Source organism: Novosphingobium oxfordense (assembly GCF_044029435.1).
GTDB lineage: Bacteria > Pseudomonadota > Alphaproteobacteria > Sphingomonadales > Sphingomonadaceae > Novosphingobium.
The window spans coordinates 807,300-823,419 of the sequence record NZ_CP147005.1; the positions used below are offsets into that span (position 1 = coordinate 807,300).

Consider the following 16,120-nt stretch of genomic DNA (forward strand, 5'->3'; position numbering starts at 1 on the left):
CGGGTGATAAGCCTTGCGCTGCGATCAAGTTCACTTGCTCCTTTCTCCACGCACTATAGAAGCGCGGCTGTCATGCACGGCTTTGCCAATCCCGCCCGCTTCCTGCGCATCGCCCGATGGCTGATGCCGCTTTGCATGGGCGCGGGCGCGGCGATCGCCGCTGTCGCGCTGGGTTGGGGTCTGTTTTTCGGGCCCGCTGAACGCCTTCAGGGCGAAACCGTCCGCATCGTCTATCTCCACGTCCCCGCCGCCTGGCTGGGCATGGCGGGCTGGATGGCGATTGCGGGTGCCAGCTTTACCGAACTGGTCTGGCGCCATCCGCTGGCCGGCATCGCCGCGCGCGCGGCGGCCGTGCCGGGCGCGGTTTTCACGGCGGTATGCCTGATTACCGGCTCGCTCTGGGGCCGTCCTGCCTGGGGCACCTGGTGGGTGTGGGACGGACGCCTGACCTCGATGCTGGTGCTGCTGTTCCTCTATTTCGGCTGGATGGCGCTTTCGCAGGCGAGCGAGGCGGCCGATGGCGGCCAGAACAAGGCTCCGGCGATCTTCGGGCTGGTGGGCGCGGTGAACATTCCGATCATTCACTATTCGGTGATCTGGTGGCAGAGCCAGCACCAGGCCCCGTCGATCACCATGGGCAAGTCGGCCATGGCGGGGGCTTTCCTCTATCCGCTGCTGTTCTCGATGCTGGGCTTCACGCTGCTGTTCGCCGGCGTGGTGCTGGCCCGCATGCGCGCGATCCTGGCCAATCAGCAGGCCGAGGCGCGGCTGCGGCGCAAGGCGCTCTCGGAAGGATACTGATTCATGCGCGAGGCGATGGACCCCTGGACCTTCGTGGTCGCCGCCTATGTCGTGGGCGTGGGGGCGGCGCTGGCGATGGTCGCCTGGTCGCTGCTGACGATGAAACGCGCGGAAAAGCGCCGGGATGAGGCGAGGAAACGCTGACCATGGCGGGGGAGAGCATCGGCGGCGGAACGGTAATCAAGGCCAAGCACCAGCGTCTCGTACTGCTGGTTGTCGCGTTGGTGGTGCTGATCGCCGCCGCGCTGCTGGCGGCCTGGGCGCTGCGCAATCAGGCCAGCTATTTCTACGTGCCGAGCGAGATCGTCGCCAATCCGCCCGAAGGCGATCGCGGCGTGCGGCTGGGCGGCATGGTGGAGCGCGGATCGCTGCGGACCGAGGCGGATGGCGTGACCATCGCCTTCGTCGTGGGGGACGGCAAGGCGCGCGTTCCGGTCGTTTTCAAGGGCATCGTTCCCTCGCTCTTCGTCGAGGGATCGGGCGTCGTCGCCGAAGGGCATATGGGAGCGGACGGTACCTTCGTGGCCGACAATCTCCTCGCCAAGCATGACGAGAATTACGTCCCGCGCGAAATGCAGGACATGAGCAAGGAACAGGCCCAGCAAGTCATGCGCGAGACCAAATGATCGCAGAAATCGGACTTGCCGCGTTGTGGCTGGCGGCGGCGCTAGCCGGATTGCAACTGGTTGCGGGCGCACTGGCGCTGACGCCGCGCGGCGCCTCGCTGGCGGGTATCGTGCGGCCGGTGGCGGTGGTGCAGGGGCTGCTGGCGCTCTTCGCGTTTCTGACCCTGATCTATCTTTTCGCCGTCACCGATCTTTCGGTGAAGCTGGTGGCGATGAATTCGCATTCGATGAAGCCGCTGGTGTTCCGCATCGCCGGGGCCTGGGGCAATCACGAAGGATCCATGCTGCTGTGGGTTACGGTGATGGGGCTCGCCGGCGGACTGGTCGCGCTGATCGAGCGTCGCCTGCCAGAGCCGACCATGCTGGCGACGCTGGCCGGGCAGGCTTTCGTCAGTCTTGGCTTCTATGCCTTCCTGCTGATCGCCTCCAACCCGTTCGAGCGGCTTTCGCCGGTGCCGCAGGAGGGCAATGGCCTCAACCCGCTGCTGCAGGACCTTGGCCTCGCCTTCCATCCGCCGACGCTCTATCTCGGCTATGTCGGGCTTTCGGTCGCTTTCAGTTTCGCAATCGGTGCGCTGGTGACGCGGGAAGTCGGCCCGGCTTTCGCCAAGGCCATGCGGCCCTGGGTGCTGGGCGCGTGGATATTCCTGACGATCGGCATCACCGCCGGTTCCTACTGGGCCTATTATGAGCTGGGCTGGGGCGGCTGGTGGTTCTGGGATCCGGTCGAGAATGCTTCGCTGATGCCCTGGCTGGCGGCGACGGCGCTGCTCCATTCGGTCAGCGTGCTGGCATCGCGCGATGCGCTGCGCACCTGGACGGTGATGCTGGGCGTGGTGGCGTTCTCCATGTCGATGATCGGCACGTTCCTGGTCCGCTCGGGCATTCTCACCAGTGTCCATGCCTTCGCGGTGGATCCGGAGCGCGGCAGCTTCATTCTGGCGCTGCTGGCGATCAATATCGGCGGCGCACTCACCCTGTTCGGCCTGCGCGCCGCGACGGTGACGGAGGGCGAGCGCTTTGCCGTCACCAGCCGCGAGGGCGCGCTGGTGTTCAACAATGTCATGCTTTCGGCGATCCTGGGCATCGTGCTGTTCGGCACGCTCTATCCGCTGCTGGCGGAGGCGATGGGCGCCAAGGTTTCGGTTGGCCCGCCGTACTTCAACCCGATGAGTGCGCTGTTCGCGGTGCCGATGCTGGTGGTTCTGGCGATCGGGCCGCTGCTGCGCTGGCGGCGTGACAGCTTCGGCCGCGTCGGCAAGATGCTGGTGATCCCCGCGATGCTGGTGGTCGTGGGCGTGGCGTTGATGGTCATGCTGGGCGGGGCGCCGCTGCTGCCGACGATCGGCTTCGCGCTGGGTCTTGGCCTGCTCTGGGCGAGCGTGCTGCCGCTGAAGGGCCGCAACTTGCGCCGCACGCCGCTGCCGGTCTGGGGCATGGTGATCGCGCATTGCGGCATTGCCGTTTCCCTGCTGGGTATGAGCAGCGAGAGTGCCTTTTCGGTCGAGAAGCTGGTGGCGATCCATCCGGGCGAGGCGACCGAAGTCGGCCCCTGGCAGATCAAGCTGGATGCCATCGAGCCGGTCGCCGGCCCGAACTGGACCGCGCTGGAAGCGCGGCTGCTGGTCCGTTACGGCGACGATGGCCGCGTCGTCCAGCTGTCTCCGCAATCGCGCAGCTTCTGGGCGCCGCCGCAGCAGACCAGCGAATCGGCCTTGCTCACCCGTTGGAACGGCCAGCTCTACACGGTGCTGGGCGGCGAGGCTGAGGGAGGCCGCTGGCAGCTGCGCTTGTGGTGGAAGCCGTTCGTCCCGCTGATCTGGCTGGGCGGTCTGATGATCGCGCTGGGTGGCCTGCTGGCGCTGATCGGGCGCGTCGCCGCAGACCTTCGCCGCATCATCGCCAAGGACAAGATCGAATACCGCCGCGAACGGCAGGGCAGGGCAGGAAGGTACTCGTGAGCACCGATTCGTCTTCTGAGGCGCGCGTGCGCGGCCCACGCTGGGCGATCTGGCTGCCGTTGGCCCTGTTCGGCGCTTTCGTGGTGCTGGTCGCGGTGCAGCTGCGCAATCCGGCCGATACCAATGTGGCCAGCACGCTAATCGGTAAGCCGATGCCGGCCTTCAACCTGCCGCCCGCCTTGCCCGGCCGCGCCGGGCTGGACAGCAAGGCCATCACCGACGGCGAGCCGCATCTGGTCAACATCTTCGCTTCGTGGTGCGTGCCATGCGGCGTGGAAGCACCGCAGCTTGCCGCGCTGGCCCGCGCCGGCGTGCCCATCGAGGGGATTTCGGTGCGCGACCGGGCGGAGGACCTTCAGGTCTTCCTGAAGACGAACGGCGATCCCTACCAGCGGATCGGTGCGGACGATGATGGCAAGGTGCAACTCGCGCTCGGTTCTTCCGGCGTGCCGGAGACTTACGTGATCGATGGCAAGGGCGTGATTCGCTACCAGCACATCGGCGAGATCCGTGCCGACCAGGTGCCGATGATCCTCGAAAAGCTGGCGGAGGCGGCACAGTGAGGGGCTTTCTCGCCGCATTGCTCGCCGTTCTGGGCCTTTGGGCGATCGGCCCTGCGCTGGCGCAGGAGGAGCAATCCACCGCGCCCTACGCCTACCGCCAGCTGGACGATCCCGCCAAGGAGCAGAAGGCGCAGGCGCTGATGGAGACCTTGCGCTGCCTTCAGTGCCAGGGGCAATCCATCGCCGACTCGGATGCCCCGATCGCCGGTTCGATGCGCAGCCTGGTCCGCGAACGCATCGCGGCGGGTGAGGAGCCGGAGGCGATTCGCACCTGGCTGGTCGAACGCTATGGCGACTATGTCAGCTATGCCCCGCGCGTGACCGCGCTCACCTGGCCGCTTTTCGCGCTGCCGCTGGGGTTGCTCACGCTGGCTTTCCTCCTGCTGCGGAAACGCTTCGGCCGGGGAGAGCAGACATGACCTGGGTTTTCGTGATCCTGCTGGCCATCGCCGCTTTCGTGCTGGCGGTCTTCGTTTTCAAGGCGCCGAAGGGCGGGACGGAGGCCATTGCCGCGGCTCTGGCCCTCGGGATAGCCGGCTATGCCGCGCAAGGCTCGCCGGGGCAGCCCGGTGCGCCCAAGGATGCCGAGCAGGGGCGCTCCGGCGAAATGGGCGAATTCTTCGCGCAGGCGCGCGCCACCTTCAGCGAAAGCGGCATTCCTCCGCGCGACCGCTGGGTGGTGATCGCCGATGGCCTCGCCCGGCATGGCGAATATGCCGACGCTGCCGAAGTCCTGCGCGGCACGGTCGAGAACGAACCGGTGGAGCCTTCGCCCGATCCCGATGTCCGGGCCTATCGGTCCGATGCGTGGCTGTCGCTGGGCAACGCGCTTGTGGCGCATGCCGAGGGGCAACTGACGCCGGCCGCTGCCTATGCCTACCGCCGCGCTGAAAAATCCGATCCCGATGCTGCCGGTCCGCCGTTCTTCATGGGCCTTGCGATGGCGCAGACGGGCCGCCTGCCCGAAGGGCGGGCGATATGGGCCGACCTGCTGGCCCGCGCGCCCAAGGATGCGAAGTGGCGACCCGTGCTGGAGCAGCAGATCGCAAGGCTGGACGCCTTTATCGTCACGCAAGGCGGTTCGCCGGCTGCTCCTGCCGAATCGGGAGCTGCAAATTCCGGAGGTGCCGATTCGGGACCTGCCAAGGCCAGCCCTTCAGATTCGGGGACAGCGCTGTCTCCACGGTGAACGACCCGCTAAGTATCGTTGCCTGCCCCGTGGCATGCTGCTAACGGCGGGCCCTTGTCGCGACGTGAAATCATGATCCGACAAGGCCATTACGGGGCGCTGGAATGAGTGATGCAAGTTCGGATACCGGTGAGGTCCCGACAGTGATCGATCCGGCCACGGGCCGGAAAACGCCTGCCAGAGGGCATGGCTCCGGAAATATCACGAAGTTGGCGCTTGGCGCAGTCGGTGTCGTCTTCGGCGACATCGGTACCAGCCCGCTTTACGCTTTCCGCGAAACCTTCGTCGGCCCGCATCCGCTGGCGATCGACGAACTGCACGTCCTTGGCGTGGTCAGCCTGATCTTCTGGTCGATGACGCTGGTCGTCTCGATCCAGTACGTCGGCATCCTGATGCGCGCGGACAACAAGGGGCAGGGCGGCAGCCTTGCGCTGGTCGCCCTGATTTCGGGCGCGATCCGCAAGTCGCGCTATGGCCCGCTGGTGGTGCTGCTGGGCGTCTTCGCGACTTCGCTGTTCTACGGCGATTCGATGATTACGCCGGCCGTCTCGGTGCTTTCGGCGGTTGAGGGCCTGACGGTCGTCGAATCGCGGCTGTCGCCGGCGGTTCTGCCGATCGCGCTGGTGCTGCTGGTCGCACTGTTCATGATCCAGAAGAGCGGTACCGCCAAAGTCGGCGCGCTGTTTGCGCCCGTCATGGTGGTCTATTTCACGGTACTGGCAGTGCTGGGGCTCTATCACCTGGTGCAGTTGCCGCACGTGCTGGTGGCACTGAACCCGTGGTACGCGATCCAGTTCTTCATGACCGACAAGATGCTGGGCTTCCTGGCGCTCGGTTCGGTCGTACTGGCGGTGACGGGGGCCGAGGCGCTCTATTCGGATATGGGCCATTTCGGCCGCGGCCCGCTGCGTCTTTCGTGGTTCGGCTTCGTGATGCCGTGCCTGCTGATCAACTATTTCGGCCAGGCGGCGATGATCCTGGGCCTGGACGACGCGGCGGCGGCAGAGGCGATGGAGAACCCCTTCTTCCACCTCGCCCCTGAAAGCCTGCGCCTGCCGCTGGTGATCCTGGCGACTTGCGCCACCTTCATCGCCAGCCAGGCGGTGATCTCCGGCGCGTTCTCCATCACCCATCAGGCGATGCAGCTGGGCTTCATCCCTCGCCTCTCTACCCGTCACACCAGCGAGCACGAAGTCGGCCAGATCTACATCCCGTTCGTGAACTGGGCACTGATGACCGGCGTGATCGTGCTGGTTCTGGTGTTCCAGAACTCGTCCAACCTCGCTTCCGCTTACGGTATCGCGGTGACCGGGGCGATGCTGATCGACACCTGTTTGATGACGGTGCTGTTGTTCGTGCTGTGGAAGTGGAAGCCTTGGCAGGCGATCCCGGTGATCGTCACCTTCTTCGTGGTGGACGGCGCCTACTTCGCGGCCAACGCCACCAAGATCAAGGACGGGGGCTGGTTCCCGCTGATGATCGGCGGCATCGCCTTCACCCTGCTGACGACGTGGAACAAGGGCCGCCGCCTCATGCGCGAGCGCATGACCGAGGCCGCGTTGCCGCTGAACGTCTTCGCCAAGAGCGCGCACGGTTCCGCCGCGCGCGTGCCGGGCACGGCGATCTTCATGGCCTCCACCAATGCCGGCGTGCCATCGGCGCTGCTGCACAACATCAAGCACAACAAGGTGCTGCATGAACGCGTGGTGGTGCTGACGGTCGAAGTGCAGGACGTACCCTATGTGGAGCCGGCAGAGCGCTATTCGATGACCGATCTGGGGCAGGGCTTCTACCGGATGACGCTGCGGTACGGCTTCATGGAAGAGACCGATGTTCCCGCGGCGCTGGCGCATTACGAGGTCTGCGGCGGTCCGTTCGAGATGATGAAGACCAGTTTCTTCCTCTCTCGCCAGACGCTGGTTCCTTCGGCCAAGCCCGGCATGGCGATCTGGCGCGAAAAGCTGTTCGCGTGGATGATGCGCAATGCCGCCAGCGCCATGGAGTTCTTCCGCCTGCCCACCAACCGCGTGGTGGAACTGGGCAGCCAGCTGGAAATCTGATTCAAGATCCCGTCAGTGCCGGCCCGGAAAGGTCGGCCTGACGGGAATTGTCATATTTTTAATGCCTATCGGTCTGATAAAGCGCAACTTTACTTCTCAGGTGTGAGGGGGTGTATGCGCTTTGGTTTGCTGGCCGCAGGTGCGGCTTTTGTTCTTCCGTCGGTTGCCCACGCGGCAAGCTGCGACGAGACTTTCACGAAGACCGGTTCGATCCTGAGCGGGATGCGCTTCACGGCAAGCGTTACCGTTCCCGATCTGACGCCAGCCAGCGCGATCGGCCAGATGCGCGGCATCGTAGCGGCCAAGGGTTATGACATCATCGTGGCTGAGGCTGAGGATGGCTCCATGCTCATCGAACAGCCGCAGACCGGCAAGGTCCGCGCCTTCCCGATCACCATCACGGCGACGAGTGCCGGCGGGCAGGGCACGGTCCTGATGGATGCGAAGCTGCGCGGCGGCCAGACTGTGCCCGCTGAAGCCGCGAAAACGGAAATGTGCGAGATGTTGGGCGGCCTGAAAGGCGGCAAGGCGGGTCTGGCGGCAGCGTCCAGCGGGATGAAGGCGGTGAGCACCGCGCCGCCGTTGGAGATGGACGCACTCTCGCTCTCACAGCAGATCTCAAAGGATACCGAGCGCAATGCGGCGGCCATTCCGCTGCGTTATGAAGGGAAGTCCTTCATCATCAAGGGTATGGTGGGTGAGATTGCGAAGGATCGCGGCGACTATATCGTCACCTACAAGATCCCGCATCCTTATGAGCAGGCGCTGCGACTGCCGGGGCAAGCGGCGTTCAAGACCGACATCGCCTGCGTCATGGCCAAGGGGCAGGCCGCCTTCACGCTTCAGCTGAAGCCCGGCAAGAGCATCAAGATGAGCGGCCAGTTCGACAAATTCAGCGCGACCGATCACATTCTGCTGCTGAAGGATTGCCGATCGGTCGGCTAAAGGTGTCGGGAAAACCCGCCGCTCAATCGTGCGGCGGGTTCTCGATCATTTCTTCCTTCGCAGTCTCGCCCATGCCGTGCTTCAGCACCATGGGAAGCTGCGAGAAGGTGAAGACGAAGGACAGCACGGTGAAGCCCCAGAGCTTGGCCTGAAGCCACGCATCGAAGCTGACGGTGAACACCAGCAGCGTGTTCAACACGGCCAGGAACAGGAAGAACCACGCCCAGTTGCGCGACAGCTTGAGCCAGCCTTCATCGTTGAGTCCCTCGAACGCGGACTGCAGCAGGACCTTCAGCATCGGCTTGCCGCGCCACAGACCGAAGAACAGCACGCCTGCGAACATCAGGTAGACGGCGGTGGGCTTGATCTGGATCCAGAAGGCATCATGAAAGATCACGGTGAGCGCGCCGAAGCCGACGATCAGCACCGTGGTCAGCCACAGCATGGGCGAGATATGGCCCAGCCGCCACTTGGAGAGGCCGAGGGCGAACACGGTCGCGATCATGAAGGCGATCGTGCCCTTGATCACGGCGGCCACCGTCGCCAGCGGGTTGCCTTCGCCGGCCGGTGAAAAGTGCTTGTAGGCAAGGAAGAAGACCAGCAGCGGGCCGAAATCGACGACGAGGTTGATCCAGCTGGACTTGGGCTTTTCGGCGGGTGTGGTTTCGGCGTTCATTAGGCGATCCCCGCGATTACGCGGGCCAGCAGGTCCGGATTGAAGGGGCGCAAGTCGTCGATCTTTTCACCCACGCCGATGGCGTGGATGGGCAGGCCGTATTGCTCCGCCGCAGCGACGAGGACGCCGCCGCGCGCGGTGCCGTCCAGCTTGGTCATGATCAGGCCGGAAACGCCTGCCACTTCCTTGAAGATTTCGATCTGCGAAAGCGCGTTCTGGCCGTTGGTAGCGTCCAGCACCAGCACCACGTCGTGCGGCGCCTCCGGATTGAGGCGGCCCAGCACGCGGCGGATCTTGGACAGTTCGTCCATCAGTTCGCGCTTGTTCTGCAGGCGGCCGGCAGTGTCGACGATCAGCGCGTCGATGCCCTGTTCGGTCGCCGCCTTCACCGCGTCGAACACGATGGAGGCCGGATCGCCGCCTTCGGGGCCCTTGACCAGCGGGATGCCCAGGCGGTCCGCCCACACAGCCAACTGGCCGATCGCGGCCGCGCGGAAGGTGTCGCCGGCGGCGAGCATGACCGAGTAGTCCTGCTCCTGGAACAAGTGCGCCAGCTTGGCGATCGTGGTGGTCTTGCCCGAACCGTTGACGCCGATCACGAGGATGACTTGCGGGCGGGGGAAGGCGACCACGTCCAACGGCTTGGCGACCGGGCGCAGGATTTCCGCGATCTCACGCGCGACGACTTCCATGATCGCGCGTTCATCGGCGTCGCGTTCGAAGCGTTCGCTGGCAAGGCGCGCGCGGATGCGGGCGGCGGCGCGTGGGCCAAGGTCCGACATGATCAGCGCATCCTCGATATCGTCGAGCTGTGCATCGTTCAAAGTGGACTTGCCGACGATGCCGGAGAGATTCTCGCTCAGGCGTTCGGTGGTCTTGCGAAAGCCTCCGAAAAGGCGATCGGACCAGTCGCGGTCGGCCCCCACTGTTTCAGGGTTCTGGCCGTCGGTACTCATGCTTCCAGTATTCCTTCGACTACCCTTGCGGGCGTGACGCGGACCAGCGTGCCGGCCGGAACAGACTCGGGCACGCGGACTCTTGCGTAGTTCTGCGCATGGCCGGTGCCGCCTCTTTCGGCAAGCACCGATAGCGGCTGGCCGACCAGACCGGCAAGCCAGCGGGCGCGGGTTTCGGCAATCATCTCGCGCAATTCGGCGGCGCGGCGGCGGATGGTGGGCCCGTCCACCGCCGGCATCCGCGCGGCGGGCGTGCCGGGACGCGGCGAATAGGGAAAGACGTGGCCGTGCACGACGTCCAGTTCCGCGACGATCGAGAGGTTGGCCGCGTGGGCCTCTTCGCTCTCGGTCGGGAAGCCGGCGATCAGGTCGGCGCCCACCGCGATATCCGGGCGTCGGGTCTTGAGATCGCTCACCAGTCGCACGGCGTCGGCGCGGCTGTGGCGGCGCTTCATGCGCTTGAGGATCAGGTCGTCGCCATGCTGGAGCGAGAGGTGGACGTGCGGCATCACCCGCGGTTCGCCTGCCAATAGCTCGAACAGTGTCTCATCCACTTCCGCGCCGTCGATGGAGGAGAGGCGCAGGCGGGGCAGGGTGGGGAAGCGCGCGAGGATAGCTTCACATAGCGCGCCAAGACGGGGAGAGCCTTCTAAATCGCCGCCCCACGAGGTGAGGTCAACGCCGGTGAGGACCACTTCCTGCACGCCGCGCTCGGCGTGAATGGCAATGTCGGCCAGCACTCCGGCAATCGTGCAGGAGCGGCTGGGGCCGCGTCCCTGCGGGATCACGCAGAAGGTGCAGGCATGGTCGCAGCCGTTCTGCACTTGCACGAAGCCGCGCGTATATGTGCGCTGTGCGGGCGGCTTGGGCGCAGCGGGCACGTTCCAGGCGCGCGGGTCCAGCTTGGCGGTGTTCGCGACGATGCCGTCCACTTCGGGCATGGCAGCGAGCATGGCGCGCTCCACTTCGGCGGCGCAGCCGGTGACGATCAGGCGCGCGTCCGGCCGTTCCTTGCGCGCGCGGCGGATCGCCTGACGCGTCTGGCGCACGGCCTCTGCCGTGACGGCGCAGGAATTGACGACGACAAGGTCTTCTGCGCCGCCCAGCAGGCCGCGCAGGGTTTCGCTTTCGGAGATATTGAGCCGGCAGCCGAGCGAATGGACTTCGACAGTCAAGCGTCGACCTTGTCGGGAATGTCGCCGGCGGGATCGAGGTAATCCGCCAGTTCGAACGAGCCGCGGAACGATTCGGTGGCCGGGCCGGTCATCACGATCACATCGTCCTCACGCCATTCGATCACCAGCGGACCGCCGGGCAGGCTGACGGTGACCTTGCGGTCGACCAGACCGCGCTTCATCGCGCCGATGGCGGTGGCGCAGGCGCCGGTGCCGCAGGCGCGGGTGAGGCCGGCACCGCGTTCCCAGACGCGCAGGGTGATCGCATCGCGCGCGGTGACGGCGGCGACGTTCACGTTCACGCGCTCCGGGAAGATCGGATCGTTCTCGACCAGCGGGCCAAGGCGTACCATATCGATCTGATACGGGTCTTCGACGAAGAAGATCGCATGCGGATTGCCGACGTTGACGGCGATGGGATTGACCAGTTCTTCCCAGGCGACCGGCATCGCGTGGGTGTCCATCGCATAGCCGAGCGGGATTTCCTGCCAGCCGAAGTGCGGCTTGCCCATTTCCACGGAAATGCCGTTATCGGTCGGTGTGGTGGCGAGCAGCCCGCCCAGCGTTTCTATGGTGGCGGACCGGCCGTGCAGCAGGCCCACCGCGCGGGTGGCGTTGCCACAGGCTTCCACCTCGCTGCCATCGGCATTGAAGATGCGCATGCGGAAATCGCCAAAATCGGACGGGGCAAGCAGGATAAGCTGGTCGCAGCCTATGCCGGTGTGACGGTCTGCCAGTGCGGCGGCAAGCGCCGCATCCATCGGCGGCAAGCCGCCTGTGCGTCCGTCGAGCACGACGAAATCGTTGCCCAGCCCGTGCATCTTGGTGAAATCGATCCGCATGCGCGCGATGTATGCGTTCGGAAGGCCAAGGTCCAGTGCGATGGCGGGCTTGGGACGGGCGATGTCTAAGCCAAGGCTGGCTGCTTCATACTTCGTCATCCCCGCGAAGGCGGGGATCCCGCTTGTTCTTGCCCCCCGCAGAAGGAAGCGGGGCCCCCGCCTTCGCGAGGGCGACGAATTTCAATTTGGCGAAGTTGGTTGATGTGATCGGCAGAGGTCAGGCCGTTAGCGATCGCAGATCAGCCGTGGCTGGCCTTGGGCTCGCCACGCTGCGTGATCGACAGAACTTCCTCGGCCACGTCACCACTGGCGACGATGCCGATCTTGCCCAGCCATTCGGCCAGTTCGCCGGCCGGGCGCGGGCGGCCGTAGAGGTAGCCTTGGCCCTTGATCTTGTCGTACTTCAGCAGTTGCTCCAGCACGTCACCGCTCTCGATCCCTTCGGCGGTGATCGGCAGGTCCATGCCCTTGCCCAGCATGGCGATGGCGTGGACGATAGCGGCACTGTCCTTGTTTTCGGCAATGCTGGAAACGAACGAGCGGTCGATCTTGATGCGGTCGAAGGGCAGGCTGCGCAACTGCGCGAGCGAACTGTAGCCGGTGCCGAAATCGTCCAGGCTGATGGTGATGCCCTGGTTCTTCAGGCTGGTGATCAGTGAGCGGACTTGCGCCAGGTTCTGGTGCAGGCACGATTCGGTGATCTCGATTTCCAGGCGGTGCGGCGGGAAGCTGGCTTCGAGCAGGATCTTGAGCAGCTTCTGGGCAAACCACGGATCGCGCAACTGGAGCGGCGAGATATTGACCGCCAGCGTCAGCTTCGGGTCCCAGGCCTTGGCATCTTCGAGGGCCTGCGCGATCACGCTTTCCGAAAGTTCCGCGATCACGCCGATTTCCTCGGCAATCGGGATGAAGATATCGGGCGAGACGATGCCGAACTGGGGCGAATCCCAGCGGGCCAGCATCTCGAACCCGGTCAGTTCGCCGGTCTGGAGGTCGATCTGCTGTTCGTAGAAGGGCACGAACTCACCGCGCGCGATGCCCTTGCGGATGCCGTATTCCAGCTCGTTGCGGAAGCGCATCTCGTCCGCCATCGGCGCTTCGAACCAGAAGTAGCTGTTCCGGCCCTGGCGCTTGGAATGGTACATGGCGATATCGGCCATCTCCAGCAGGGCGCGGGCATCCGGCGGCGTGCCGTTCTTGGCATGGCTGTCGCTGCGGGCGAGGCCGATCGAGGCGGTAACCTCGATGCTGATGGTGTTGATCGTCGCGCTTTGGGCGATGGCTTCCACTAGAGAGGCGGCGATGCCGTCGATCCGGTCTGGCCGGTTGCGGTCGAACTCCACCGCCACGGCGAACTCGTCGCCGCCGATGCGGCTGACGTGGGCCTGTGCGGGCAGGCAGGCGGTGATGCGCTTGGCGCATTCCTGCAGCAGCCGGTCGCCCGTATTGTGGCCGTTGAAGTCGTTGACCTGCTTGAAGTTGTCTAGGTCGATCATGATCAGCGTCACCGCGCGGTCGGCGGTGGCGGCCGCGTCATGGACCATCATGTTCACTGCATCGTTGAAGCTGCGGCGATTGAGGAAACCCGTCAGCGGATCGGTTTCCGCCAGGCGGCGGGCCTGATGCTCAGCCTTCTTGCGAAGCTGGATTTCCTCGCAAAGCTGGCGATAGCGGCTCCATCCGAAGATGATGATGGCGACGTTCAGGAGGAAGGCGTTGAGGATGAAGTTGTCTGGCCCGGGCCCGTGGCCCAGCAGCGATTTCACGACATCGGGGCCGACTTCGCTGCCGGTGGCGACGAAGAGCAGGATCGCAGCGGTAACGATGCCAAGCGCGATCACGTCGATCTGGCGGTCGCCATCGAAATCATCGCCGGCGTTTTCCGGCTGTGCGACCAGTGCAATCTTCACGGGATATGTCCCCCCAGAACGGCTACCCATGTGGCTGCATAGCGGGTTTGGGTTGAAGTTTTGGTTAAATTTTTCAACCCGGCGCGATCAGACTAAAGTCGTAAGCGTGTCGCGCCGGGCTGTTTACTTTTGGAGGTGCGCGTGAATCAGGCCTTCAGACCGATCTCGCGAAGGCGTTCCTGAAGATAGTCGTCGGCGGTGATGCTCTCCGGATAGCGATCCGGGTTCTCGTCCGAAATGCACTGTTCCAGCGTCTTGAATGGGAAGTCGCTGCGCAGGTGCAGGAAGAACGGCATCGAATAGCGGCTGTGCGTGGCGCGGTCGCCTTCGGGGTTGCGCACGCGGTGGGTGGTGGAAGGCAGGACGTGGTTGGTCAGCCGCTGCAGCATGTCGCCGATGTTGATGACCACTGCGCCTTCGGGCGGGGCGACCGTCAGCCACTCGCCATTCTTGCCCAGCAGTTCCAGGCCGGCTTCCTGTGCGCCCAACAGCAGGGTGATGAGGTTGATGTCTTCATGCGCGCCGGCACGGATAGCGCCGCCCCCCTGACCATTGGCACCTTCGCCGACCGGCGGGTAGTGCAACAGGCGCATGACCGAGTTGCCGTCATCGATCGCCGGATCGAACCAGCGCGGGTCCAGGCCAAGATCGACGGCGATGGCGGAAAGGATTTCGGCCCCGGCCTTGTCGAACTGGGCGTAGAGTTCGGTGAAGGTTTCCTGGAAGCCTTCGATCTCGGTCGGCCAGACGTTGGGCGGCATCGAACCGGCCAACGGCGAGCCGGCGGGCAGATCGCGGCCGACATGCCAGAATTCCTTCAGATCCTTCTCGGTCGCGCCCTTGGCCACTTCGGTGCGGAACGGCGTGTAGCCGCGCGCGCCGCCTTGGCCGGCAATGAAGTACTTGCGCTTCACGTCATCGGGCAGGGCGAAAAACTGGGCGGTCAGTTCCCAGGCGCGGTCGATCAGCGCCTGGTCGATGCCATGGTCGCGCACCATGGCGAAACCGAATGTGCGAAAGCTCTCGCCGATGCGCGCGGCGAATTCGGCGCGATCGGATTCGAGGCTGAGGACGGGAATCTGGGCAAGGTTCATCATTGTCTTCCAAACGGGTCGGCGCGCAGGGCGTGTTGGACAATGTCCGGGGGCGGCGTTCGGCGGGTGCCGAATCACCGGTGTTGTCTGGGCCGATTGAATCGCTATGCCGCCCCCATAGAAGTTTTCGTTCCAAATCGAAATTCGAAAGGCTCGACATGGCAAAGCGCTATTGGCTGATGAAGTCCGAACCCGATGCCTACGGCTGGAACGACCTTGTGAAAGAGGGTGAGGGCACCTGGGACGGCGTGCGCAACCACCGCGCCGCCAACAATCTGCGCGCCATGCAGGTGGGGGATGAGGCGTTCTTCTACCATTCGAACATCGGCAAGGAGATCGTGGGCATTGCCACGATCAGCCAGTCCGGCCTCACCGATCCCAGCGATCCCGATGGCAAGTGGGCGGCAGTAAAGCTGAAGCCCGTGCGCAAGCTGGCGCGCCCGTTCACTTTGGCCCAAGCGAAAGCGGATCCCAAACTGACGGATATGGAATTGGTCAAGTATTCGCGCCTTTCGGTTTCCGAGGTGACGCCGGAAGAGTGGGCCTACGTCCTCTCACTGGCGGAAGGCTGATTTCCTCGTATCGCTGTAGCGGCACGGCCCGGCGCAGCGAAGGCAACTGAAAGCGGGCCTGTCCGGTTCTTCAGGTGTGAATGCAGCGGCAAACCGCGCCGCGCACGACCAAGGAGAATGAACATGGGTCAGCTCAAGGACACCGCAAAGGGCCTCGGCAACGAAATCGCCGGCAACGCCAAGCAGGCAGCCGGCAAGCTGCGCAACGATCCCGTGCAGCAGGCCGAAGGCAAGGCGCAGGAAAAGAAGGGTGAGCTGCAGCAGGGAATCGGCAAGGTGAAGGGCGCGCTGGGCGACCGGATCTGACACCTGCCCGGAAGGGATCCCTCTAAAGAGAGGTGAGGCATTCGCGCAGCGCTGGCGATGCCTCGTAAAGGGCCGTCCATTGGGCGGCCCTTTTCCGTGGGTTTTCGTGCGTTGTTAAAGGTTTGAAAGGCGCTGGAGCATCAAGTCCGTCCCGTTTTGGGATGTGCCAATTCGAGTGCTGGAACGAAGGTAAACAAAAACTTAATCTCGCGTCCATGATGAACATGAAACGTAGAGCGCTCGTCCTCACCAGCGAGGCCGCCGGACATCCGTTCCGGCGCTCGCTCCCACCTCATGTTGCCACGGCGCGGTTCCCCGCCGATGTCGAAGCTGCTGACAATGCCGAGGCACGCCGAGCGTGGCGCCTCAACGGCAGCGACTGGCGCGGCTTCCTGTCGGCCTATTGCGCATCGCTGGTTGCGATCACCGTCTTCATTACCTGAA

At 64.6% G+C, this 16,120-nt stretch carries 18 protein-coding genes; 12 read left to right on the top strand and 6 right to left on the bottom strand.

Going from position 1 to position 16,120, the window contains the following annotated elements; all coding sequences use genetic code 11:
- Window positions 1-72: 72 nt before the first annotated feature.
- The 9 genes from ccmC to WBP07_RS03725 all read left to right on the top strand — a co-directional run bounded on the left by ccmC (window position 73) and on the right by WBP07_RS03725 (window position 8,145).
- A complete protein-coding gene (gene ccmC / locus WBP07_RS03685) occupies window positions 73-801 on the top strand; it encodes a heme ABC transporter permease CcmC (protein ID WP_395394335.1) in 729 nt (242 codons plus the stop codon).
- Between the two features lie 3 nt (window positions 802-804).
- Window positions 805-945, top strand: a complete 141-nt coding sequence (locus WBP07_RS03690) for a hypothetical protein (protein WP_395394337.1) — start codon at window positions 805-807, stop codon at window positions 943-945.
- Between the two features lie 2 nt (window positions 946-947).
- A complete protein-coding gene (gene ccmE, locus WBP07_RS03695; RefSeq protein ID WP_395394338.1) occupies window positions 948-1,427 on the top strand; it encodes a cytochrome c maturation protein CcmE in 480 nt (159 codons plus the stop codon).
- Complete coding sequence (locus WBP07_RS03700; RefSeq protein WP_395394340.1) at window positions 1,424-3,388, top strand: heme lyase CcmF/NrfE family subunit; 1,965 nt, start codon at window positions 1,424-1,426, stop codon at window positions 3,386-3,388. The genes ccmE and WBP07_RS03700 overlap by 4 nt, the downstream gene beginning before the upstream one ends.
- Window positions 3,385-3,951: a DsbE family thiol:disulfide interchange protein gene (locus WBP07_RS03705; RefSeq protein WP_395394341.1), complete on the top strand. Its 567-nt coding sequence runs from the start codon at window positions 3,385-3,387 to the stop codon at window positions 3,949-3,951. Before WBP07_RS03700 ends, WBP07_RS03705 begins: the two co-directional genes overlap by 4 nt.
- Window positions 3,948-4,370 (top strand): cytochrome c-type biogenesis protein, encoded by a 423-nt coding sequence (locus WBP07_RS03710; protein ID WP_395394342.1) that lies wholly within the window; start codon window positions 3,948-3,950, stop codon window positions 4,368-4,370. The genes WBP07_RS03705 and WBP07_RS03710 overlap by 4 nt, the downstream gene beginning before the upstream one ends.
- Window positions 4,367-5,140 (top strand): tetratricopeptide repeat protein, encoded by a 774-nt coding sequence (locus WBP07_RS03715; RefSeq protein WP_395394343.1) that lies wholly within the window; start codon window positions 4,367-4,369, stop codon window positions 5,138-5,140. The genes WBP07_RS03710 and WBP07_RS03715 overlap by 4 nt, the downstream gene beginning before the upstream one ends.
- A 104-nt stretch (window positions 5,141-5,244) precedes the next feature.
- Window positions 5,245-7,200 carry a potassium transporter Kup gene (locus WBP07_RS03720; protein WP_395394344.1) on the top strand — a complete coding sequence of 652 codons (1,956 nt, stop codon included), beginning with the start codon at window positions 5,245-5,247 and terminating at the stop codon, window positions 7,198-7,200.
- Window positions 7,201-7,314: 114 nt separating this feature from the next.
- Entirely contained in the window at window positions 7,315-8,145 is an 831-nt protein-coding gene (locus WBP07_RS03725; protein ID WP_395394345.1) for a hypothetical protein, read from the top strand.
- A 22-nt stretch (window positions 8,146-8,167) separates the two neighbouring features.
- On the opposite strand, the gene WBP07_RS03730 is transcribed toward WBP07_RS03725, so the two are convergent.
- From WBP07_RS03730 to WBP07_RS03755, 6 genes are all read right to left on the bottom strand, one after another.
- Window positions 8,168-8,821, bottom strand: a complete 654-nt coding sequence (locus WBP07_RS03730) for an inner membrane-spanning protein YciB (protein WP_395394346.1) — start codon at window positions 8,819-8,821, stop codon at window positions 8,168-8,170.
- Entirely contained in the window at window positions 8,821-9,777 is a 957-nt protein-coding gene (gene ftsY / locus WBP07_RS03735) for a signal recognition particle-docking protein FtsY (protein ID WP_395394347.1), read from the bottom strand. Before ftsY ends, WBP07_RS03730 begins: the two co-directional genes overlap by 1 nt.
- Entirely contained in the window at window positions 9,774-10,952 is a 1,179-nt protein-coding gene (locus WBP07_RS03740; protein WP_395394349.1) for a MiaB/RimO family radical SAM methylthiotransferase, read from the bottom strand. The genes ftsY and WBP07_RS03740 overlap by 4 nt, the downstream gene beginning before the upstream one ends.
- Window positions 10,949-11,794 carry a diaminopimelate epimerase gene (gene dapF, locus WBP07_RS03745; protein ID WP_395395715.1) on the bottom strand — a complete coding sequence of 282 codons (846 nt, stop codon included), beginning with the start codon at window positions 11,792-11,794 and terminating at the stop codon, window positions 10,949-10,951. The genes WBP07_RS03740 and dapF overlap by 4 nt, the downstream gene beginning before the upstream one ends.
- A 239-nt stretch (window positions 11,795-12,033) precedes the next feature.
- A complete protein-coding gene (locus tag WBP07_RS03750; RefSeq protein WP_395394350.1) occupies window positions 12,034-13,704 on the bottom strand; it encodes a putative bifunctional diguanylate cyclase/phosphodiesterase in 1,671 nt (556 codons plus the stop codon).
- Window positions 13,705-13,850: 146 nt separating this feature from the next.
- Window positions 13,851-14,798, bottom strand: a complete 948-nt coding sequence (locus tag WBP07_RS03755; RefSeq protein WP_395395716.1) for an isopenicillin N synthase family dioxygenase — start codon at window positions 14,796-14,798, stop codon at window positions 13,851-13,853.
- 158 nt (window positions 14,799-14,956) lie between these two features.
- Here WBP07_RS03755 and WBP07_RS03760 point away from each other — a divergent pair, with 158 nt between their 5' ends.
- From WBP07_RS03760 to WBP07_RS03770, 3 genes are all read left to right on the top strand, one after another.
- The gene (locus tag WBP07_RS03760) at window positions 14,957-15,370 is read left to right on the top strand and encodes an EVE domain-containing protein (protein WP_395394351.1); all 414 of its coding nucleotides are present in this window, start codon (window positions 14,957-14,959) and stop codon (window positions 15,368-15,370) included.
- A 123-nt stretch (window positions 15,371-15,493) separates the two neighbouring features.
- On the top strand, window positions 15,494-15,676 hold the full coding sequence (locus WBP07_RS03765; RefSeq protein ID WP_395394352.1) for a CsbD family protein: 183 nt from the start codon (window positions 15,494-15,496) through the stop codon (window positions 15,674-15,676).
- 224 nt (window positions 15,677-15,900) lie between these two features.
- Entirely contained in the window at window positions 15,901-16,119 is a 219-nt protein-coding gene (locus WBP07_RS03770) for a hypothetical protein (RefSeq protein ID WP_395394353.1), read from the top strand.
- Window position 16,120 lies beyond the last annotated feature (1 nt).